The sequence below is a fragment of the Acaryochloris sp. IP29b_bin.137 genome (genome assembly GCF_028285745.1).
In the GTDB taxonomy this organism is placed as follows: Bacteria; Cyanobacteriota; Cyanobacteriia; order Thermosynechococcales; family Thermosynechococcaceae; genus Acaryochloris.
On the sequence record NZ_JANQOP010000142.1, the window covers coordinates 1 to 19051 of the forward strand.

29 protein-coding genes are annotated in these 19051 nt (G+C 48.6%); 18 read left to right on the forward strand and 11 right to left on the reverse strand.

Annotated elements, in window-relative coordinates; translation table 11 throughout:
* Nucleotides 1-235: 235 nt before the first annotated feature.
* The 4 genes from Q0991_RS10925 to Q0991_RS10940 all read right to left on the reverse strand — a co-directional run bounded on the left by Q0991_RS10925 (nt 236) and on the right by Q0991_RS10940 (nt 3111).
* The gene (locus tag Q0991_RS10925) at nt 236-412 is read right to left on the reverse strand and encodes a hypothetical protein (RefSeq protein WP_299488302.1); all 177 of its coding nucleotides are present in this window, start codon (nt 410-412) and stop codon (nt 236-238) included.
* Nucleotides 413-747: 335 nt separating this feature from the next.
* Nucleotides 748-1905, reverse strand: a complete 1158-nt coding sequence (locus Q0991_RS10930) for a saccharopine dehydrogenase (RefSeq protein ID WP_299488304.1) — start codon at nt 1903-1905, stop codon at nt 748-750.
* A gap of 39 nt (nt 1906-1944) precedes the next feature.
* Nucleotides 1945-2475, reverse strand: a complete 531-nt coding sequence (locus Q0991_RS10935) for a hypothetical protein (RefSeq protein ID WP_299488306.1) — start codon at nt 2473-2475, stop codon at nt 1945-1947.
* A 63-nt stretch (nt 2476-2538) separates the two neighbouring features.
* Nucleotides 2539-3111 (reverse strand): hypothetical protein, encoded by a 573-nt coding sequence (locus Q0991_RS10940; RefSeq protein WP_299488309.1) that lies wholly within the window; start codon nt 3109-3111, stop codon nt 2539-2541.
* 120 nt (nt 3112-3231) lie between these two features.
* Here Q0991_RS10940 and Q0991_RS10945 point away from each other — a divergent pair, with 120 nt between their 5' ends.
* From Q0991_RS10945 to Q0991_RS10960, 4 genes are all read left to right on the forward strand, one after another.
* Nucleotides 3232-3822, forward strand: a complete 591-nt coding sequence (locus Q0991_RS10945; RefSeq protein WP_299488310.1) for a TetR/AcrR family transcriptional regulator — start codon at nt 3232-3234, stop codon at nt 3820-3822.
* Nucleotides 3823-4042: 220 nt separating this feature from the next.
* Entirely contained in the window at nt 4043-5014 is a 972-nt protein-coding gene (locus Q0991_RS10950) for an NAD(P)-dependent alcohol dehydrogenase (protein ID WP_299488312.1), read from the forward strand.
* 27 nt (nt 5015-5041) lie between these two features.
* On the forward strand, nt 5042-5431 hold the full coding sequence (locus tag Q0991_RS10955) for a hypothetical protein (protein ID WP_299488314.1): 390 nt from the start codon (nt 5042-5044) through the stop codon (nt 5429-5431).
* Nucleotides 5432-5455: 24 nt separating this feature from the next.
* Nucleotides 5456-5923 carry a GNAT family N-acetyltransferase gene (locus tag Q0991_RS10960; protein WP_299488316.1) on the forward strand — a complete coding sequence of 156 codons (468 nt, stop codon included), beginning with the start codon at nt 5456-5458 and terminating at the stop codon, nt 5921-5923.
* Here the strand turns inward: Q0991_RS10960 and Q0991_RS10965 are convergent.
* Both Q0991_RS10965 and Q0991_RS10970 read right to left on the reverse strand, forming a co-directional pair.
* On the reverse strand, nt 5898-6311 hold the full coding sequence (locus Q0991_RS10965) for a helix-turn-helix domain-containing protein (RefSeq protein WP_299488318.1): 414 nt from the start codon (nt 6309-6311) through the stop codon (nt 5898-5900). The two genes, Q0991_RS10960 and Q0991_RS10965, sit on opposite strands and share 26 nt — an antisense overlap.
* Before the next feature lie 20 nt (nt 6312-6331).
* Nucleotides 6332-6649 (reverse strand): cyclic nucleotide-binding domain-containing protein, encoded by a 318-nt coding sequence (locus tag Q0991_RS10970; protein WP_299488320.1) that lies wholly within the window; start codon nt 6647-6649, stop codon nt 6332-6334.
* Between the two features lie 109 nt (nt 6650-6758).
* Here Q0991_RS10970 and Q0991_RS10975 point away from each other — a divergent pair, with 109 nt between their 5' ends.
* Nucleotides 6759-7226 (forward strand): transposase, encoded by a 468-nt coding sequence (locus Q0991_RS10975; protein WP_299488322.1) that lies wholly within the window; start codon nt 6759-6761, stop codon nt 7224-7226.
* Between the two features lie 10 nt (nt 7227-7236).
* Entirely contained in the window at nt 7237-7524 is a 288-nt protein-coding gene (locus Q0991_RS10980) for a DUF1971 domain-containing protein (RefSeq protein WP_299488323.1), read from the forward strand.
* 11 nt (nt 7525-7535) lie between these two features.
* Here Q0991_RS10980 and Q0991_RS10985 read toward each other — a convergent pair whose 3' ends face one another.
* Nucleotides 7536-7901 carry a DUF1304 domain-containing protein gene (locus Q0991_RS10985; RefSeq protein ID WP_299488325.1) on the reverse strand — a complete coding sequence of 122 codons (366 nt, stop codon included), beginning with the start codon at nt 7899-7901 and terminating at the stop codon, nt 7536-7538.
* Between the two features lie 209 nt (nt 7902-8110).
* Here Q0991_RS10985 and Q0991_RS10990 point away from each other — a divergent pair, with 209 nt between their 5' ends.
* Both Q0991_RS10990 and Q0991_RS10995 read left to right on the forward strand, forming a co-directional pair.
* Nucleotides 8111-8365: a hypothetical protein gene (locus Q0991_RS10990; protein WP_299488328.1), complete on the forward strand. Its 255-nt coding sequence runs from the start codon at nt 8111-8113 to the stop codon at nt 8363-8365.
* A 64-nt stretch (nt 8366-8429) separates the two neighbouring features.
* Complete coding sequence (locus Q0991_RS10995) at nt 8430-8936, forward strand: DUF6653 family protein (RefSeq protein WP_299488330.1); 507 nt, start codon at nt 8430-8432, stop codon at nt 8934-8936.
* A gap of 14 nt (nt 8937-8950) precedes the next feature.
* Here Q0991_RS10995 and Q0991_RS11000 read toward each other — a convergent pair whose 3' ends face one another.
* Together Q0991_RS11000 and Q0991_RS11005 are read right to left on the reverse strand one after the other, a co-directional pair.
* Nucleotides 8951-9541 carry a dihydrofolate reductase family protein gene (locus Q0991_RS11000; protein WP_299488332.1) on the reverse strand — a complete coding sequence of 197 codons (591 nt, stop codon included), beginning with the start codon at nt 9539-9541 and terminating at the stop codon, nt 8951-8953.
* Nucleotides 9538-10446 (reverse strand): LysR family transcriptional regulator, encoded by a 909-nt coding sequence (locus tag Q0991_RS11005; protein WP_299488334.1) that lies wholly within the window; start codon nt 10444-10446, stop codon nt 9538-9540. The genes Q0991_RS11000 and Q0991_RS11005 overlap by 4 nt, the downstream gene beginning before the upstream one ends.
* A gap of 187 nt (nt 10447-10633) precedes the next feature.
* Between Q0991_RS11005 and Q0991_RS11010 the strand changes: the two genes are divergently transcribed.
* The 3 genes from Q0991_RS11010 (at nt 10634) to Q0991_RS11020 (ending at nt 13396) form a co-directional block, all read left to right on the forward strand.
* Nucleotides 10634-11437 carry a hypothetical protein gene (locus Q0991_RS11010; RefSeq protein WP_299488336.1) on the forward strand — a complete coding sequence of 268 codons (804 nt, stop codon included), beginning with the start codon at nt 10634-10636 and terminating at the stop codon, nt 11435-11437.
* A 147-nt stretch (nt 11438-11584) separates the two neighbouring features.
* Nucleotides 11585-12226 carry an NAD(P)H-binding protein gene (locus Q0991_RS11015; RefSeq protein ID WP_299488338.1) on the forward strand — a complete coding sequence of 214 codons (642 nt, stop codon included), beginning with the start codon at nt 11585-11587 and terminating at the stop codon, nt 12224-12226.
* 285 nt (nt 12227-12511) lie between these two features.
* Nucleotides 12512-13396, forward strand: a complete 885-nt coding sequence (locus Q0991_RS11020) for an EamA family transporter (protein WP_299488340.1) — start codon at nt 12512-12514, stop codon at nt 13394-13396.
* On the opposite strand, the gene Q0991_RS11025 is transcribed toward Q0991_RS11020, so the two are convergent.
* The gene (locus Q0991_RS11025; protein WP_299488341.1) at nt 13302-14249 is read right to left on the reverse strand and encodes a LysR family transcriptional regulator; all 948 of its coding nucleotides are present in this window, start codon (nt 14247-14249) and stop codon (nt 13302-13304) included. The two genes, Q0991_RS11020 and Q0991_RS11025, sit on opposite strands and share 95 nt — an antisense overlap.
* Before the next feature lie 151 nt (nt 14250-14400).
* Between Q0991_RS11025 and Q0991_RS11030 the strand changes: the two genes are divergently transcribed.
* From Q0991_RS11030 to Q0991_RS11040, 3 genes are read left to right on the forward strand one after another with little or no spacing between them, the layout of a single operon-like run.
* Nucleotides 14401-14820 carry a nuclear transport factor 2 family protein gene (locus Q0991_RS11030; RefSeq protein ID WP_299488344.1) on the forward strand — a complete coding sequence of 140 codons (420 nt, stop codon included), beginning with the start codon at nt 14401-14403 and terminating at the stop codon, nt 14818-14820.
* The gene (locus tag Q0991_RS11035; protein WP_299488346.1) at nt 14807-15061 is read left to right on the forward strand and encodes a 4-oxalocrotonate tautomerase family protein; all 255 of its coding nucleotides are present in this window, start codon (nt 14807-14809) and stop codon (nt 15059-15061) included. Before Q0991_RS11030 ends, Q0991_RS11035 begins: the two co-directional genes overlap by 14 nt.
* A 38-nt stretch (nt 15062-15099) precedes the next feature.
* On the forward strand, nt 15100-15867 hold the full coding sequence (locus tag Q0991_RS11040) for an SDR family oxidoreductase (protein WP_299488348.1): 768 nt from the start codon (nt 15100-15102) through the stop codon (nt 15865-15867).
* A 107-nt stretch (nt 15868-15974) separates the two neighbouring features.
* On the opposite strand, the gene Q0991_RS11045 is transcribed toward Q0991_RS11040, so the two are convergent.
* Nucleotides 15975-16541, reverse strand: coding sequence for a TetR/AcrR family transcriptional regulator (locus Q0991_RS11045; protein ID WP_299488350.1), 567 nt, complete (start codon nt 16539-16541; stop codon nt 15975-15977).
* Nucleotides 16542-16853: 312 nt separating this feature from the next.
* Between Q0991_RS11045 and Q0991_RS11050 the strand changes: the two genes are divergently transcribed.
* The 4 genes from Q0991_RS11050 to Q0991_RS11065 all read left to right on the forward strand — a co-directional run.
* Nucleotides 16854-17255, forward strand: a complete 402-nt coding sequence (locus Q0991_RS11050; protein ID WP_299488352.1) for a YHS domain-containing (seleno)protein — start codon at nt 16854-16856, stop codon at nt 17253-17255.
* 59 nt (nt 17256-17314) lie between these two features.
* A complete protein-coding gene (locus tag Q0991_RS11055; protein ID WP_299488355.1) occupies nt 17315-18211 on the forward strand; it encodes an alpha/beta hydrolase in 897 nt (298 codons plus the stop codon).
* Nucleotides 18212-18266: 55 nt separating this feature from the next.
* Nucleotides 18267-18500 (forward strand): hypothetical protein, encoded by a 234-nt coding sequence (locus Q0991_RS11060; protein WP_299488357.1) that lies wholly within the window; start codon nt 18267-18269, stop codon nt 18498-18500.
* A gap of 13 nt (nt 18501-18513) precedes the next feature.
* Nucleotides 18514-19051, forward strand: a 538-nt coding sequence (locus tag Q0991_RS11065) for a glutathione S-transferase N-terminal domain-containing protein (protein WP_299488359.1), incomplete at its 3' end; no start/stop codon positions are given.

A 19051-nucleotide genomic window follows, 5' to 3' on the forward strand; every position in this document is an offset into this window, starting at 1 on the left:
AACTTTCTTGGGTTCATGGGTTGTAAACTCCCTAGCAATAAACTCAAGTAGCGAATCGAGTAGACGTGGATAAGCCGTCAATTTCTGATTACTCTTTCCTAACTGGCCTTTCTTTCGTAGGTTGTTTGAGTCTGGCAATCGTAATTACGTAATTACTTACAGAATTACGATTTAAGTTAATCATCCCAACATATTGAGCCGCAATGCACTACAAGGGTTGCATAGGTCGCTTGGCTTATTCCTTCAGAAGATTCTTTTGCTCTTCAACTGTAAATTCTGTTTCCCATTGACTACCTTGGCGAGTTGAAGTGGAAAGACCGTGAATTTCTGCATACTCTTTCCCAAACCGATCATTCTTTCGCATTAACTCTTTAACTTCTGGTATTGTAAAATCCTCTTCTGCGTATTTCAAAGTAGCCCTGAATCTGGATTGAATCTTAGGCTCAGTCTGAGTTCCAAGGTTCTCTGTGCCTTCAATTTCAAAGTCTTCAACTTGTGTAGAGAGTTTTTTTCCGAAGATTTTGTTTTAACTCTTGACGAGTTGGCCCAAGTTGTTCACTGCATCCAGCACTCAGGAGCAGAACAGCAATGGAATAAGCGCCAAATGAAGCTCTTTTCATATTTTTGGGACAGACTGACTTCAAACGAATTTTAGGTTGAAATTTAAGACGACCAAGAAAAGTAAAGAAATTTCGTTACTGCCCAGGCTGAAATACGAGTAACTCAGTCGCGTCAAACCACTACGATTCATTGACACCGTTGTGATACGAATGGTGCTGCCCCAATAAATGGGGTTACTGAAGAATCCTCAAGTATCCCCTTGGGCAAAGATTGAAATGAGACCGTTACACCAAACTGCTCCAATAGGTACAGCGCATGTTCTATTTGTGGTGCCGTATCAGGGTAAACAATACCTGGTGCAGGGGGATTAGCCCCGTCTAGCCCAAGTAGACGCTCTAGCTGGATCAATGCGCCTAGTGCCGTGAGATGAGTCTGTCCTTGTGGATCAACGATTGTAGCCGTGACGGTTTTAGAGAAGCCGTTGGTGTCACTGCCATCAACCGCAACGTCAATTTCATGGCTAGCGCCACTGCCAGGATTGTAGAGGAGCGATTGTCGTAATTGGGTGAAGCGATCTCCGCTGATCAGCTTCCATAGGCCAGAACGAATTAAGACTCGCAGCAGTTGCGTTGAGAAGATATCATCGAAAGCGATTCGAGTAGCCACTGTCTTAGCTCCCGTCGCTTGCGGCAGGGTGAGCTGATCCGGCGTGTCAAATCGATACACAGGAGTCGTGAATCCTCCTGAAAATTTGACCCTGCGCGAGTCTGTGTAGGGAAAAACTTGCTGTGGCTGTCCGTCAGTCAGAGTCTCGAATGGCGTTGCTAACCGATCCATATACTCAATGGAGTTGGGGCCGGATTTGTCTTTTAGAGAAAAGAGAACGCCAATATCAATCTGCTCTGTTTTCTGTAAGGTACGCGCTGCTGCTACTGCCATTAATGCCGCGATTCCGCCCATCCATCCCGAGGTAAACATCACCGGGGCGGACACCGTCTCGGTCGATAGCCGAGATATTGACTCTCTAAGCCGTTCGGACCATCGGGCTACATCAAGGTAGGGGATGCCATTTTGAACTGCATCCATCAATAAATAGTCATGAGGGTCATTCACAAGCGCAACAATCGCACGGGGTTGTGCTCCTTGCAATGGATTGGACTGCTCAACATCGAGCTGTAAAGCGCTGGCATGGTCTAGCTCAATCGCTAGGGCTTCAGCCTTTGCCAAATTCCGTCCGGCAATGATAAGCGGCAAATCAGGGCGGCATTGACGGATCAGCATCGCCAATTGTCGGCCAACGACACCATACCCACCAGCAATAAGAATACTAGTTGCAGCGTTCATTTCAGTGAGTTCTCCAGCGGTTACGAATACGATTGATATTCAAAGCCCCATTGCGGATCGTGTAGCAAAGGCAATGATAGCTAGCCCAATTAGCGTTATGCCAAGCACGGTAAAGCGTTGGAGTAAGTCAAAGGTGAGCGTTGTAGATGGTGTGGAACTGGTAGCCGCTAACTGTTCTTGACCTTCACCCCTAAACGCTTGAATCGTTAGCACTATGAGAGGCAACGAAACGATAGTGCCCAGTATTTCGATTGCTAATAAAGCTGGGGGCATGGCATCAGGAGACACCGGGAAGATGTGGGCTAGATCAAGTCCATATACACCTAGAAAGGAAAGACCACAGACTGCAGTTCCTATGATCGCCCAGCGTTCTAACTTAAGGACAAAGTAAACAAGCAGCAGACTTCCCAATACCAAACTCGTCAAAAACGTATTGAATGCTCCAAGCGTAATGGGATCAATATGGGAAAAACTGCGAGTCTCGATCGGACCACCCGGTACGAGTACGCCAAGGGCAATGCCCGAAAATCCTAATACAATCGCAATCCAATGGTGAGTACGAAGTGTCATGGTTATAGACCTCAATATTAGTAATAAACAAACGAAAAATCGTTAACAAAAGTTGATTGATGGCTATCGTCGATCAGTCTGACGATAGGGTGTTTCATTCAGTAGATGGCTAACAAGAAGCTTCAGGAAAAACAGGGGCAAAAACCATTCCAGTCCTGGCGTTGGGGCGAAGAGATATCGATCTCCTAATAGCACTAAACCATAAAGCCCCAGCGAGATCGGTCGTTGCAAATACAGTGGACTTGCCAAAATCAACACTGACGCCAGTAGCAAATAGCTTGAGATACCCGCAAAAAAGAATCCATCCGCTCCTCGGAACAAAATCGCGACCAAGCCAATGTGAAATAAATGCACGCTGACAAAGGTCAAATGTTGCCGCCATCCTTGACCAGAGCGGTGGTACCAGCGCTTGGCTGCTGCGGTGGCGTTGGTCAATACACCACCCACCAGGTCGAATCCCAGAATAGCGATCAGGCTTAACTGCAATGGATTCCAGTCAATCGGCAGAGTAGAAGCGTAGATAGGTGCTGAAATTGCAGCGCCCAACGATGGCACTAGCTGTAGGATCACCTCGGCTGGCGTGGCCCCCGGCCCAATAAAGCGGTCCAATTGCCCCTGCCATCCTGTTCGTGGCATGGGAGGTGCTGGTGAATAAAGTACATCAGACTGCATGACTTAGCCTCATAACAGTTGTTATGTAATGAATATAACAACTGTTATGATATGCTGTCAACATGGAAATATGGAGATTTGTAAATGCCTATGATTCAAACTGATCGGCGTCTTGAAGTTTCAGAAGCTGCGTGGCGGGTAATTGTCCGGGAAGGGCTTGATCGCACTAGTATGCGAGCGATTGCTCAGGAGATGAACTGCACCACAGGGGTGGTCACGCACTATTTTCGTAATAAGCAAGAGTTGATTTTATTTGCCCTGCATCAGGTGACCAAGCGGCTCCAGAAGCTGATGGAGCACGCTATTGCAAATGTCTCTGGCTGTGATCGTCTCGTGGCGATGCTGTCCTCTTTTTTGCCTATCGACAAAGAACGGCAGGAAATTCTGCGGGTATGGGTTGCATTCTTGGGCTACGCCATCGGGCGTGAAGGACTGATGGTAGATCATCAGCAGAGTGCTGGGGAGTTACGGCAAGTGATCATTCAGGAATTGGTCGCGCTTCAGAATCAAGGGGAAATTTGCTCAGGTATTTCACCAGAGCAGGAAGCTAATATCCTGCTGGCGTTGGTCAACGGCGTTAGTCTTGATAGTTTAATTCAAGCTGAGTCGCTAAGCCATGAGCAGCAGGAAGCAGTTTTACAACACCACGTTGACGGGTTACGTCAGTCAATTTGAGAGCATCAAGATCATGTAAAGGGACAAATCCTCTCACTGTTTGTTAGAAAAAGCGTAGGAGAAGTCAAAGAGGGTGGCTAGGACTGCTCTGTTGCCTGTGTCTTTGGCGCGAACAATGGACGCTGAACTCAAACTGAATCGCTTCAGCCCCCACTTCGTTAAGGAATCTCATGTGATGTCATCTATAAATTCTGTTTCTCAAGTTCAAAGCATCTGCACTATGAAAGCGATCTGGCAGACTCAGTATGGTTCCCCGGATATCTTGCAATTAGTCGATGTCCCCAAACCTACACCTCATGATGGCGAAGTGCTCGTGAAAGTACAAGCGGCCTCTGTCCATGCGGGCGATTGGCATCTGATGCGAGGCACACCGTTCTTGATTCGCTTAATGTTCGGCGGTATTTTCAAGCCAGCGATCAACATTTTGGGATCTGATTTGGCAGGGCAAGTGGAAGCGGTCGGTAAAGAGGTTACGCAATTTCAACCAGGTGACGAGGTTTTTGGAGATCTGTCCGAGTTTGGATGGGGGGCATTTGCCCAATATGTTTGTGCCCCGGTAGATGCCTTGCAACCTAAGCCTGCGAACCTAACATTTGAGGAAGCGGCGGCTGTGCCAACCTCAGCAATGGCGGCTCTGCAAGCCTTGCGGGATTTTGGGCAGATTCAGTCTGGGCAGAAGGTGTTAATTAATGGAGCCTCTGGTGGTGTGGGGTCGTTCGCGGTGCAGATTGCCAAAACCTATGGAGCTGAGGTGACGGCAGTGTGTCGGACCGAAAAGATGGAGATGGTGCGATCGCTCAACCCAGACCATATTATTGACTACACCCAGCCAACAATCACCCAAACGGAACAGCAGTACGACCTGATTCTGGACACCGCCGCCTACCGCTCAGTCTTGGACTATCAACCGATTTTAAGTCCGGGAGGAACCTACGTCCTGGTGGGTGGTTCGACTGCTCGATTTTTCCAGGTGATGTTGCTTGGCTCCCTGCTTGGCAAGATTATGCGTCAGAGGGTGACAGCCCTGGCAATGAAAGTTAATTCAGACGATCTTTCGATTGTCAAAGAGTGGCTTGAGTCAGGTGAGATTGCCCCCTGCATCGATCGCAGTTATCCGCTGAGCGAAGTACCAGAAGCAGTCCGCTATCTTGAACAGCGGCAGGTTCGAGGGAAAGTCGTCATCCGCATTTGAATGAAAGTGAGGGAGATATTCAAAACCATGGCTATTGAATTTGATCTACAGGCACCTTGGACCGCAATTTACGCCAAGGTCATGGCCGGAGTTCTCCTCTACGGCGCGACGGTGCATATTGGCAATATCGCTGGGTTGACGGGTACCCCTTGGTTATCCACACCTTTATTGTGGCGATTAATGGATGTGATGTTGCTGGTGTTTGATCTCGTTGTGGCGATCTCACTCTGGCAGGGACTCACCTGGTCTGTGTGGCTTGTGTTTGGCGGCATTTCTCTATTACAGTTTGTCCCCTACACGATTTTTAGATCTCAATTCAGCCTCCAACCAGAAGACGCTCAAACATTGAATGGATTGCTGGGAACAGAAGCGCTACTCCTGGGGATTTTTGCGCTGTTGTTATGGCTGAAAAAATAGAGCGCTCTCGTTGGCACAGTCACAATGAACCCTAAACCCTCAATCCAGTTCACCATCAGACCCTATCAAGGTAGCGACTTACACGACGTAATGTCTGTCTGGGAGAATGCATCGAAGATTGCTCATCCCTTCTTGACAGAAGAGTTTCTCAGCCAAGAACGGTACAACATCCCGAATGTTTATCTACCCAATGCGGATACCTGGGTTACTGACCATGAAGGGAAAGTGGTTGGGTTTATCGCACTCCTTGGCAACGAAGTCGGAGCCATCTTTGTGCAGCCAGAGTATCACGGTGTCGGTCTGGGCTGGGCCTTAATGAATAAAGCCCAGGCTTTGCACGGAGATCTGGAAGTTGAAGTCTTCAAGGAAAACTCCATCGGCCAAGCATTCTATGCTCGATACGGCTTTGAGCCTGTCCTGGAAAAGCATCACGAGCCAACGGGGCAGCAAGTTCTACGGTTAAAGTTTATCGCCGCCAAAGACCGGTCATGAACCGTCCTTTGCTTTGCCCTAAGTCGCTCTCCTCCGACAGACCCGCAGCCATCTGATCCAACCCTTCTCGATCTAAAATCACAATCTTGCCACCTCGACCATAACTCACCACCCCTCCAAGTCCTTTCATCAACCGCGAGCATTCCTCATAGGTGATCCCGATACTGCGGGCCATTTGATAGTAGGGCAACTTGATACGGAGTAATTCCCCTGTCGTAGTCAGATCCGTTCCATGTTGCCAAGCTGAGTATTGAATCAAGCGCGCCAGTCGCACCACTGCCCGTTCCGAAACCAGGCCGTGCACGATATTGTGCAATTGTTGCAACCGCAGGTTTAACACCACCAGCAACCTCAGTGCCAATTCTGGAGTGTGCTGAAAAGCCTCCATCAGAATGGACCTCGGAATCGTTAAAACTTGACAGTTCTCAAGGACAAGGACCGTTGCAGGGGCTTGTTCATCACCAAAAGGGCAGGGGCTGCAAAAATTTCGCCTGCTCGAAGCGATCGCAAAATGGTCTCTTTCCCTGTAGTTGCATTCTTTTGCACTTGCAGCACCCCAGTGAACAGGATATGCAGCTTAGCAGGTAACGGATCGCCCTCGTGCAAAACAATTTCAGCTCGTTGATATGAGCGGAGTTGCGTATGGGGTTGTAGACGCGCCAAATCCTCGGTTTGACAAGCAACAAACAGAGGGAGTTGGGCAAGCTGTTCGACCGTTGCTTTCATAGGTGTTGGCCCTCTTTGAGCTACCTCAAGGAACTAGCGTATCAACTTTGGCATATTGAATTTGTAAGCAAAGTCCAGCTCACAAAGCAAGGGACAGGAGGCGATCAATATGATCACTCAAGTCGAGCAATTAGCCCAACAATATTTAGATGGGGAGCCTGCGGAGATTTCTGAAGACACAATGGATGAGTTTTGTGAATGGATCATGACCGAGTACCAACAACTCCCCTTGGCCGTCGAGGCATCAGATTTTATGCGATACGATTCCGCAGCAGATATGTTTGCCGATATCGAGCAAGACCATCTGTGGGAATCGGTGGAAAGCTACGACTCAGATATGTATCCCAGCCCCTTCTACGGATTCGCCCTGGTCGCCATCCACGACTACGACCATTATTTATGTCAGGCCGATTTTAGTCTGGAAGGCGAAATGACAGCTTACCAAGCAATCGCTCAGCGGGCACCAAGTAAGAAGATTCAACAGATCCTGTACTCAGAAATTGTTCTTAAATCTGCGGCCCATCTCTATTTGGGGCATCGTCCCAATTCTAAAGTTGTTTTTCCTGAATCAATATGAGGTGAATCCAATGAAAGCGTTACCCCCTGATGTTGTGGCTTACAAGCGCACACCCATTTTTACGCAAGAGACCGTTCCTGCTGCTCTATTGAAGCACCACACCACCAAAGACGGAAGTTGGGGCAAAATAAAGGTCATATCAGGCCAGCTAGAGTACCAGATCCTGCTTGATCCCCCTGAAGAATACAGACTGACCCTAGAATTACCAGGTATCGTAGAGCCACAAGTTCCCCATCAAGTTCACCCCCTGGGTCCAGTGGAATTCTATGTTGAGTTCTATCGCGTGGAAGAGCAGTAATGGGGCTTCTGTTAAACATCACGGCCCCGAAATAAGAGCACCAAGGCGATCGCAGCGGGAACCGCTTGGAACATTAATATTCGTGAGTTTACGGTCGCTGCACCAAAGACTCCGGCAATCAAAATGCAGAGCAAGAAGAACGTCTTCACCGAACGACCCTTCCGGCCCAGACATAAACCCCATATCAAGCCCGCAGCCAGGAAGCCATTGTACAGTCCCTGATTGGCCCCCAACGCAACTGTTGCCTTGGCTAATGCAGGGGTTAACCCGAAGGCCCGAAGGCTAGTGGGCGACTCCCAAAAGAACATCTCCAGCACCAGGATGTATCCGTGCAGTAAGGCCAGTAGTCCAATGATGATGTTTGCAATACGAGCCATTTTAGTTGAGTAGCCTTGGAAAGTATGTGAAAGGCACTGAATGGCAATGACTAACTGAGACACTCAGCAGCATGTGTTTGATGCTTAACTATACTCTGTTCGTTCAAGGTTTGATTTGTGAACCCCAATCTATAATCTGACACGACTTGGAAGGTTCGCTCGAATATTATGAAGTGAGTGATAGCAGCCGTTCACTTGTGGTGTTCTCCATGGTTCCGTTAGTCGGCATCCCTGCGACCATTTCCAGTGGCCTAGAGCCTTACCACGAGGTATTTGTTCGAGAATCAGTTTTTAATTATATCCGTCGCTACATCAGTGGTTTGCTGTTAAGCCCCAACAAAACGCTCCAAGGCATCATGGGCGATCAGATGACGAGGCATTTCTCAGAAGAGACCACGCTAATGAACCTTGGCGAAAACACTGCTCTGCACCAGCCTTGGAAATCCATCTACATCAAGCTATGAGTGATTTTTTCAGTGTTACTTTGGCTCCGAAAATAGCGACGCCTGCTTAGAAGGAGACTAGACCATGACTACGGTACAAAAGTTGGCTGATGCATTTCACATGACAGATGAGGTATGGGCACGCCACGCTAACCCCTGGAGTGTGTGGACTCGCTATGGGGCACTACCATTGCTGATTGCAGCAATTTGGAGTCGATTGTGGTTAGGCTGGGGTGCGCTGGTCCTGACACTGGTCGTCATCTTGTGGATCTGGTTGAATCCCCGTGTCTTTCCCAAACCCAAAACTACTCGTCAATGGGCCTCTAAAGCTGTGCTGGGTGAGCGAATTTGGCTCAATCAAACGCAGGTACCAATCCCGTCTCATCACCGTCCTATCATTGCCTTCACTAATATCGTGAATGCGGTCGGATTTATCATTTGCGTATGGGGACTGTGGAGCCTCAATCCTTGGCCGACATTGCTGGGTTTGTCCTGGGTGATTTTGGGCAAAACCTGGTTCCTCGATCGCATGGTGTGGCTGTGCGACGAAATGACACCTCACCAGCCCCAGTACCAAAATTGGTTGTATTAGCTGTCTGAGTGTACTCAAACTGCTTGGCCTACAGTGCCTTGTTCTTGGTAATTGACTTGATATTTGATCTGAATAAAATCATTCGGGTAAGCGGTTGCCTCAGCCCTTTCCAATTTAATTTTCTTGAATATTTTGCCGAACAGAGACGTGCCTGCTCCCAGAAGAATGGGTGCCTGAGTAATCGTGATTTCGTGAATCAGCCTTAAGTTAAGGAAGGAGGTTATGGTAGTGCCACCGTCGATATAAGCATGGGGAAACCCTTCAGTTTCGAGTTGAGACATTAGGGTGGGTATATCGCCTGCATGTATCTCGACTTTGTCCTTAAGATTTGTAGGCGGCTCTTTGACTGTCCTGCTCAGGACGATGATGCGTATGCCACCATAGGGCCATTGTTCAGGCGTTAGATTAAAGCTGGAAATCTTCTCCATACACTTACGCCCCATAATCATGCAGTCGATGGAGCTAAGATAGGTGGCCATGCCCATATCTAATTGATCGCCCATGTCAGCCATCTTGTTGCCAGAGGTTTCCAGCCAATCTACACCCCCATCTGGTGTGGCGATATAGCCATCAGCACTGGTCGCAATAAACACTGAGCATTTCATAGAAATTCCTCATTCTCATCCAGATTCAGTTCCTCGACCAGAAAATCAAGAAAGGCCCGCACTTTGGAGGGGACATAGCGCTTGGATGGATAAACTGCGTAAAGAGTTGCCTCATTGGGTGACCAATCATCCAAAACGGTCTGCAAGCAGCCCTCTTCAAGATCCTCTCTAACGTAAATCCAAGGGATTAAGCTCAATCCAAAGCCAGCACGGAGGGCATCACGAACAGCAAGGCTGGAGTTGACCTGATAGCGGCCATGGATCGGGACATTGACGGTGCGCTCGCCACTCTCAAAGGTCCACTCATTAGAATGGCTTGACAGCGTGAATTGAATGCAAGCGTGATTTACAAGATCTTCAGGAGATATGGGTACACCATACTGGGTGAAATAGGTTGGTGCACCACAGACCACATGCCTTAATCCCATCAGCTTTTTGGCAATTAAACTTGAATCTTCGAGCTTATCGCTGCCGCGAAGCGCTAGGTCAAACCCTTGCTCGACGATATCGACACGACGATCGTCCAACTGAAGCTCAAGCGACACCTCTGGATACCGATTCAAAAACTTCGGTATTGACGTCGATAGGCAGATCAGGGTCACTGTCATGGGTGCGCTCACCCGCAACAGACCTCTTGGTGTCTCTTGTGTTGTCCGCAGGAGATCATCAGCTTCCTCTAGCTCATCCAACACACGAATAATGCGATCGTAATAGAGCGTACCCGCTTCCGTCAGACTCATGCGCCGTGTGGTGCGATTGAAGAGTCGTGTCGCGAGATGCGTTTCCAGCTCACCAATATTTTTACTTACGGCGGCTGGTGAGAGACCCAGATGTCTGGAGGTTGCCGCAAAGCTCCCCAACTCTACAGCGTGACGAAACACGTTCAGGGCAGTCAAACGTTCCATAATTGTTTACTTTAAGTTGCTAGTTAATTAACTAAATTGCTTATTGTTTATTTTCAGTAAACAAATTAGCATGAATGCAGGCGTTAAGACAGCCGCAGTTTTATTTCTAAAGTCTCAATAAATCCTGGATCGGTGCCCCCATCGATCACGGTTCTTGACGCTCAAATATTGAAATGAGGTGACTACCATGAAATATATTTGTGAAACCTGTGGTATTCAGACAAGCGAATCAGACCACACTCCCCAGCACTGTGCCATTTGTGAAGATGAGCGCCAATACGTTGGCTGGAAAGGCCAGCACTGGACTACTCATGAGGCCCTTGCAAAAAGTTACAAGCAGCGGATTGAAGACGAAGACGGTCTGCTTGGGTTTGGCCTGACACCAGCCTTTGCGATTGATCAACGTGCCCTTTTGCTTCCAACGGATGCCGGTAATATTTTGTGGGAATCACTCAGTCTAGTAACGAATGAAGCTATCGATGCCATCAAGTCACGCGGCGGTCTTGATCGGATCATCATCTCTCATCCCCACTTCTATGCCTCGGTGGGTGAATGGAGCGATGCTTTCGGGGGTGTCCCCGTCTTGCTCCATGAAGCAGACCGGCAATGGGTTCAGTGCCCCCACCCAGCAATTAAGTTTTGGTCTGGTGACGAACTTTCGATTTCTGAAAGCGTTACGCTCATTCGTTGCGGTGGGCATTTCGCGGGCAGCACTGCTCTCCACTGGGCAGATGGCCCTAGATCGGGGGGTGCTCTCTTTTCTGGAGATGCCTTACAGGTGGGTTTAGATCGGCGTCACGTCTCGTTTATGTACAGCTATCCCAATCTAGTTCCAATGCAGACCAGCGATGTGCTTAACATGCGCGATCGTTTAGCGAAATACAAGTTTGAGGATGTGTACGGATATACATGGGGACGCAACATCATCGGTGGTGGTCGTGGCGCCGTCGATGCCTCATACGCTCGATATCTGGCAGCGGTTACTGGCTAGTTATGTAGCTGTGGCCTAACGAATGCATGGCTCAACCTTTGAGAGCACTTGAGAGCACCCTATACCCACCGTCCAGATGGTTTCTCTAGGGATATCAATCTGGGCATTACAAACTAAAGAATCAACTAATGTAAGGAGTTTAGAATCATGCGTATCACTATATTTGGAGCAGCAGGCAACGTGGGCAGCCGTGTGGTGGCTGAGGCGCTATCTCGTGGTCATGAGGTTACCGCTGTCGTGCGTAATCCGGCTCGATTCACAGAATTGCCTACCGCCGCTATTGCGACAGCCGCCTCTGCAGCCAGTGTAGAGGACGTCGCCGCCTTGAGTGCTAACCAGGATGTCGTCATCAGTGCTACACGGCCATCACCAGGTCGAGAGAGCGAACTTGTCTCAACGGCAAAAACACTATTAGCCGGCTTACGCCGGACTGGGACGCGCCTTCTACTCGTCGGTGGTGCTGCTAGTCTGAACGTGCCCGAACAGGAAGGCACCACTGTCATCGACGACCCAAAATTCCTCCCTGCTGCTTGGCGTGACATTGGTCAGGCATGTATCGACCAGCTCGAAGTCTGCCGTACAGAGACGAAAGTGGATTGGGCCTATCTCAGTCCACCAGCGCTACTGCAGCCAGGAAAACGGACCGGAAACTACCGGCTCGGTACTGACGACCTACTCATCGACAGCCAGGGTGAGTCAACGATTACCATGGAGGACTTGGCAGTTGCACTGCTAGATGAAGCCGAGTGTCCTCATCACCATCGCACCCGATTCACCGTCGCTTATTGACCTTCACGGCTATGCAAATTATTCATTAAATCACTGAGAAGGTAAGTACGGCACGAAAACGCACCTTATTTTCCAGGACTTTTGCAAATGCCTCATTTGCATGTTCGAGTGGAAAGGTCTCAATTTGGGGGCGGATTCCTGATAAGGCAATAAACCTCTCAGCTCTAGATCCTCTAACTTGCAGAACAGAGTTCACATCTCAATAGAACAACCTCCACAATCACGATGTACCAAAGTCATTCAATACTTGGAATGACTTTGGCGTCACTATAAAAAATAGTAATTATGAAACAACCCACCACCCATGTTTCAGATGTTGTACTAACTGCCATTGCACCCATCACCTGGGGTACAACCTATGTGGTCGCCACCGAATTCTTGCCACCCAACCACCCGTTATTAGTGGCCTCCCTCAGGGCACTGCCCATTGGTGTTTTGCTGACGATTGGACTAAGAAAACTGCCACAAGGCATTTGGTGGGGGCGGATTTTAATCTTGGGTCTCCTCAATATTGGGCTGTTCCAGGCGCTGTTGTTTGTGGCTGCCTATCGTCTACCAGGGGGCGTGGCTGCAACAGCAGGGGCCATTCAGCCCTTGCTGGTCGCTCTGTTGTCGTGGCTGGTCTTGAGCGATAAGCCCTCCCAGTTGTCCTTTGTGGCCGCGATCTCAGGTTGCATCGGTGTGGGTTTGTTAGTTCTGGGTCCAAGTGCTCGTTTGGATGGCATTGGTATTCTGGCCGCGCTTGCTAGCGCTGCAGCAATGGGTTTGGGGACAGTCCTAGTTAAACGATGGCGGCCTCCAGTACCTTTGATGGTCTTTACAGCATGGCAGTTAACAGCAGGAGGGTTGATGTTACTCCCCATTGCTTTGTTGGCTGAAGGACCGCTGACACAACTTTCTAGAACCAACCTGTGGGCATTTATCTATCTAGGGGTGATCGGTACTGGATTGGCCTATGCACTGTGGTTTCGAGGAATTAGCAAACTCAACGCCACAGCCGTCTCCTATCTGACACTTATGAGTCCCTTAGTTGCGACTTTGATCGGCTACGTCTTTTTGCAGGAAACCTTGACTCTTATTCAACTGCTGGGGGTTGCAATCGTATTGGGGAGTGTTCTACTGGGTCAGAAGAAGCCATCGACACGAGCGCATCCGAGAGAAAGTCAATGAATACTTGCAGTTTCCGAGAATGTTGGCGATGTTTGGGGTAGACCGCATATAACGTCAAAGGTTCAGCCAACCAGTCTGCCAGGATGATCTGAAGCATCCCACGTTCCAGTGCCTCTGACACCGTGAAAATGGGTAGAAAAATGATCCCGAGTCCGGCAGCAGCCGCCTGCCCCACAGCAAGGCTGTTGTTAACCTGTACAGGACCATCGACCGTAACCGTCACCTTTTCAGTCCCCTGCTGAAAGCGCCACTCACAGGGCGATCTCGCCAGACTATAAATCACACAAGGGTACTTTCGCAGGTCATTTGGGACTTGCGGCTCTCCATATTTCTCCAGATAGGCAGGCGAGGCACAAACGACACGTCTGATATCACAGATACGATGCATCCCCAGGCTGGTATCACTGACGGCTCCTGTTCCTCGAATGCCGACATCAAATCCCTCCTCAATCAGATCGACATAGCGATCGTTGAGAATAAGTTCGATCTCAATCTGGGGATACGTTGCTTGAAATTGGTAAATCGCCTTAGCTACATCGGTCAAACCGAATGACACGGGTGCTGAAACCCGCAGCCGCCCGCGAGGCTTGATCTCAAGATCTGAAATGCTTTCTTCAAGACTCTCCAGCTTATCGAGAATGGAACAAATATGCTGAAAGTAGAGCTGCCCGACCTCCGTTAGATGTAAACGCCGGGTTGTTCGATGGATCAACTGAGTTCTCAGTGCCTTCTCCAACTCCTGCACGTTTTTACTCACTGCTGCATTGGATAGATCTAAATCCTCTGCGGCTCGACTAAAACTCTCTAGCTCAATGACTCGCCGAAAGATTTGCAACGCCACTAACTTATCCATCACCGGTGACTCCCAATATGAACAATCCTGCTGTCAGTATTATTCACCTTGAGTAAAAAGTTATTCAATTAAATTGATATTTATCTTTTTTGAGTGAAGAGATACGGTTAAACCATGCAAAGTAAATCGTTCACTCAGAGGAGGATGCATGATGAACAGTACACAGGTTTATGCAAGCCAAAAACAGGTCACAGACCTCGAATATTCAGCCATTTTTGATGTGCTCAGGTGTTATTACAATGGCTTGTATCGTTGTGATCCAAAGCTTCTATCAACTGTGTTTCACCCCAATGCCCAATACTTCACAGCATCTGATGGAGAGTTGCTGCACCTGGACATGAATACCTACTTCCCAATTGTTGAGCAGCGGTCTTCCCCGGAATCTTCTCAAGAGTCCTATGAATTCTCAGTAGATTCAATCGAGTTTGTCGGGCCTGTAACTGCTATCGCTCATATGCGTAGCTCGATGCTGTCCAAAGACTATATAGACCTGTTGACCCTCGTGCAGCTTGAGGGGGAATGGAAAATCATCACCAAGGTTTTCCACTCCACAAATCATGCTGACGCCTAAACAGGGTTCAACCTGGCACAAAATACATAGGAGTCAGATCATGCCTTTCGTCAACGTCAAAATCACCCGAGAAGGGGCAACCTCCCAGCAAAAAGCTGAACTGATTAAGGGAGTGACAGACCTTCTAGTTCAGGTCTTGGATAAAAACCCAGCCACGACATTTGTTGTCATTGATGAAGTGGCAACCGAGGACTGGGGTGTGGGTGGGGTGCCGGTAGAAGCTTTTCGGGAACAGACATAAAAATCATTGAACTTTTGATCAATCAGGAGACAAGAAAAATGAACACTCAAACTGTAATCATTACTGGCGGTGCCACTGGCTTGGGTTATGCGATCGCCGAGACCTTTTTACACACAGGTGCAAACGTAACGCTCAATGGCAGGACAAGGTCAAAACTTGAAACAGCAGCCCAGAAACTACAGCAGCCAGAACGAATTCATTTAGTCGCAGGTGACATCACCGATCCAGCCTTTGTTCCTAAACTGGTGGATGAAACTGTCTCTCGGTTTGGCCGAGTGGATGTGCTGATTAACAACGCAGGCATCTTTGCCGTCAAGCCTTTTATTGACTATGGCATTGATGAATTAGACCAATACCTAGGTTATGTCCGGGGCACCTTTGCGTTGACCCAGGCGGTTGTCAATCAGATGCGTGTTCAAAGGAATGGTGGTGCGATTGTCAATATTGGCACCATTCTTACCTTCCATTCCAGCCAGTTGATTCCTTCTTCAGCTCCGATTATGGCGAAGGCCGCCATTACCGCCATGGCTAAAAATCTATCGTTCGAATTAGCCAGCGACAAGATTCGGATTAATACGGTGGCTCCTGGGGTTGTGCAAACTCCTTTACATGGAGAAACGCCACAGGAAGCCTTGAATTCTTTCACCGAACTGCACCCGCTAGGGAGAATGGGAACACCCAAAGATATTGCCGATGCAGTGTTATATCTGGCTAATGCAAGCTGGGTAACGGGCGTGGTTCTGCCTGTAGATGGAGGTGTTGCGGCTGGAGGAGACGGTATTAACCATAAACTCCAGGCTGCATAAATGGGAAGACTGTTCAACAAGGTTCTGTAGCTGCCAATGTTCTCCATGTTCAAGCAGCTACAGTTCTACCTATGATTTCAATTCAGGCTTGGGAGTGAGACACATCGTTAAAGTAAGGTAGCAGCGATCTGTTTCGCGGACAGTGCGGCATCGGAATTCCCCTGCATCATCGACACCACAATTGCCCCTTCGATCAAAACCAATAGTTGCTTAGCCAGCATGTCTGGATTATTTAGCCCTGCCACAGTGACTAAACTGAGAACATAATCAGAGATCGCACGTTGATGCTCAATCGCGACCTGATACCCAGGATGCTCTGGATCCACCAGCTCCACGGTGGAGTTGATAAAGGCACACCCTCGAAAATCGGGCTGCTCAATCCACTCTACCAGCGCATCAAAAATAGCAAGGATGCGATCGCAAGGTTCTGTTGCCAGCGACTCTACCCGAGCTTGAAACCAAGCTCGCCAGTCTTCATCTCTCTGCTGCAGCCAAGCCGTTATCAGCGCATCTTTAGACTTGAAGTGGTTGTATAGCGACATCTTCGCTACGCCCGACTCCGCAATGATGCGGTCGATACCCACATTTTGAGTACCTTCTTGATAAAACAGCTCAGAGGCTGCAGCAAGGATGCGATCGCGAGCTGAGGAACGAGATTTTTTTTTGCGAGCCATATCACAATAATATACAGACCTGTCTACATATTAACTCATTTATCCACCCACCAGCTTTTGATGACATTGTGATGGCCATCAAAAGTTACTTCAGAAGCAGCGATAAATCTCCAGACAGCAACGGCATTCAACCTTCCCGCAAAAAAACTAAAAAATCCCTTGACAATATACAGACCTGTCTACATAATATAAATAGACAGACCGTTCTACATAGTTTGCCGGATTGAATTGCTGGCTCAATCGCGAGGGATTGCCAGCTAACCAGCTTTGAAATACCCACACTATCGGACCGTTGGGTCCAGGAGTTTAACCATGTCTCGTCCAATAAATCTGACCGAACAAAACGTTGCCATCAATGGCTATGATCCTGTTTCCTACTTTGCCGCTCATCCCGTTCCCGGCAGTTCTGATATCACCTCCACTCAAGACGGCGCAACCTATTACTTCGCCACCACTGAAAACAAAACAAAATTCGAAGCTAACCCTGAAGCCTATAGTCCCCAATACGGTGGTTTCTGTGCGGTGGCAGTGTCCGAAGGCAAACTTGTCCCCGTCGATCCCGAAACCTATCTAGTGACCGACGATAAGCTGTATCTCTTTTACAACGGCGAGCACGGTAACACCAAACCCCAATGGGAAGCTGACGCAGCCACGATGAAATCTAACGCCGATGCAGCTTGGGCGAAAGGAGACCTGATTGTTCCTGAAATGTAGGCACGCCTGGGAAGAGTGAGTTATTTATCCACCAACACCGATTAAGGAGAAATGCTGCTATGACTACCCTCGTTACCCGCCGCCTCATAACTCATGTCCATCACAACACTGTTGAAATTGACGGACTGGATATTTTTTACCGCGAAGCTGGTTCTAAGGATACTCCCACCATTCTTTTGCTGCATGGGTTTCCCACTTCGTCTCACATGTTTCGCAATTTGATTCCGGCACTGGCGGACACCTTCCATCTGGTAGCTCCCGATTATCCCGGATTTGGAGCTAGCTCCATGCCACTTGTGACTGAGTTTGAATACAGTTTTGACAAGCTGGCAGATGTGATCGAGCAATTTGTCACTCAGCTTGGTCTTGAAAAATACTTCCTGTATGTCATGGACTATGGTGCGCCAGTAGGGTATCGCTTAGCCACAAAGCATCCTGAGCAAATATTGGGCCTAATCGTACAAAACGGGAATGCCTATGATGAGGGGCTGCGAGAGTTTTGGGAGTCGATTAAAGACTATTGGCAAGCCAAAACGCCAGAGAATGCCCAAGTGTTAGCCGATAATTTGTTGACGTTGGATGCGACTAAATGGCAGTACACCAATGGGGTGCGTGATTTAGATGCGATCTCGCCCGATAACTGGTTTAACGATCAGTATTTGCTGGACCGTCCCGGTAACAAAGAGATTCAACTAGAGCTGTTTTATAGCTACGGAACCAACCCACCGCTATATCCCCAGTGGCAAGAATATTTTCGTCAGTATCAACCCCCAACACTGTTGGTTTGGGGGAAAGGCGATGATATCTTCCCTGCCGAAGGAGCCTATCCCTATCAGCGAGATCTCGATAATCTGGAATTCCACATCCTCGATACGGGCCACTTTGCTCTGGAGGAAGACCTAGAGTTTATTGCGACTTACATTCGGGACTTTGCGCTGAGAACCATTGCGGCTTAATGGCATTTTGCAGGCTGTATTGTTTGCACTCGCAAACAACAGGAGGTTTGGCATCATGAATCAACAATGGCAAAAATCTACATTCAGGATCCTGTTCTGGATATTTGCCGAGATTGTGTTGAACCTCCTGAACCTCGATACACTCAGCGATTACAGCGAGTTTTTATTAGAACAGCAGATTTATGACAATCGCCCCAAAATGGTGATCTATCAGGATTTTGTGATGGTCTCCCCTATTCCCTTTAGGTCTCAACTTAGGTTCCATCGCTTCCAGATTGCTTCTACTTGAACTGGAGAAAATTATGATTGACCTCTATACCTTCACAACACCGAACGGTTACAAACCAGCGATCCTGCTGGAAGAACTCAGACTGCCCTATACCATCCACAAGGTCCACATTGGTCAAGGGGATCAGTTTAAGCCTGAGTTTGTGGCCATCAACCCCAACAGCAAAATTCCAGCCATTATTGATCGCCAGAAAGATATCACTGTCTTTGAATCCGGTGCCATCTTAATCTACCTGGCGGAGAAAACCGGGAAGTTCTTGCCCTCTGAACCTGGCGATCGCGCCAAAGTCATTGAATGGCTAATGTTCCAGATGGCAAGTGTTGGCCCCATGTTTGGTCAACTCGGGCACTTCCGAAATTCAGCCCCAGAGCAATTACCCTATGCCATTGGGCGCTACGAAAAGGAAACACAGCGCCTTTTGGGTGTCCTTGATCGCCAATTAGCCAATACCCCTTACATGGCGGGCGACTATTCCATTGCCGATATCGCCACGTATCCCTGGGTAGCTGCTTCGACGAGTGGTTACCTAGGCCAATCCCTGGCTGAGTACC